Raw genomic sequence first — 1,375 nt, forward strand, 5'->3', positions numbered from 1 at the left:
TTGGGTCGCTTGCCAATCATGTCCAGCAGCAGGTCTTCAGCCCATTCATACAGGCTTCTCTCCTGCAAGAGTCGCACCAGGGCAAGAGTTACGATACGGAGTTGTTTATAGAGGGTTTCTGCAGTAGCAGTGCTTGGATTCGATAGTAGCTTTCTGGTCAGCTCTGTTTTCATGTTCACCATCAGTGTTTCACTCATCTGGTGTTTTCCCATCAACTTCCAAAGTCGGGCATTGGTAATATCAGCGTCAAAATTGTGAGATTTCTGGCAAAGGATCTCTTCATCAGCATCGGCTGTTTTATTTCTCAGTCTTATCAGTCGTGTTTCAGCATCCGAAAGCAATCCAAGTGCTTGTTCACAGCGGCTCAGGGTCACGTCAAGGTTAGGAGTTGTGGAAGCCCCTAATGGAGTCAATGATCCTCTCAATCGAAGTTGTTCCAGACGATAAAAGGCTTTTTTTTGCTTTTCCCGGTTTTGCTCATTCAGCGATCTTGCCAGTCCTATGACTGAGCTTTGGTAGTCGGCCTCGCTGAGTTGGCCCCGATATTCTTGCAAGGTAGCCTGGAATTTGTCTTCTGCATGGGTAAATTGTTGGTTTTTCAGTGCTTTGTATGCTTCATGGATTTTTTTTTCAGCCGCTTCAGGCGATTTCTTTCTGGTTGACCGGTGCCACCTCTGAGAAGAAGGTGCCCTGTGGGCAGTGGTTCGCCGACGGCGAATAGTTGGGAGCGTGTCAGAAGACTGATCGCTCCTCGAACCACGAGGAACAAACGGAAGCGCATTCGGGTTTAAATCAGATGTAGGCTTTCCGTCCTGATGAGCATCAGGCAAGTGGTTTTGTGACGGTTGCGATGTTGAACCATAGGCTGGTGGTAATCCGAAACTCATGGCAAAGTAACCCCTCTTTATGCTCTTGAGACAGCAAACGGACAAAGAAGTTCATGGAAGTGCCTTAATTACCTGGCCCTTTGGAATGAAACAGTTCTGGCTCATTGGTCAGACTCTTATTTTCGCCGCAGGCGCTTATGTTCGCAGTGCCTGATTTTTTACCTTCTCAACAGCAGAAGCTTCGATGATTCGCCAGTCGTCGTAAGCTTTAAACCTGTCTACCCGGCCTGGGTCAAGAACGTTGGCTTTTTTGAACCATTCCTCCCACTCTTCTTCTTTGTAATTCATCATTCTGAGGCAGTGCGCTTTTTGCGAGCAAGCGCTTGCAGTCTCGGGATATTTCTCCAGTGCGGATTCCACAGACTCAAGTGCCTTTATAAGGTTATCTTGTCCTCTCTCAGGGTCACCATCGGCTATCTGCCGGGAAGCCAGATTGAAATAATGGATCGAGGTTGCCAGCAAGGTATTGGCACTTTCCTGATACCCGG

At 47.9% G+C, this 1,375-nt stretch carries 2 protein-coding genes; both read right to left on the reverse strand.

Going from position 1 to position 1,375, the window contains the following annotated elements; all coding sequences use genetic code 11:
- Positions 1-887, reverse strand: an 887-nt coding sequence (locus tag KDK19_RS03525) for a hypothetical protein (protein ID WP_257291343.1), incomplete at its 3' end; no start/stop codon positions are given.
- Positions 888-1,022: 135 nt separating this feature from the next.
- The coding region (locus KDK19_RS03530; RefSeq protein WP_257287480.1) for a hypothetical protein at positions 1,023-1,375 on the reverse strand (353 nt) is incomplete at its 5' end.

This window comes from Endozoicomonas sp. ONNA1 (assembly GCF_024606325.1).
In the GTDB taxonomy this organism is placed as follows: Bacteria; Pseudomonadota; Gammaproteobacteria; order Pseudomonadales; family Endozoicomonadaceae; genus Endozoicomonas_A.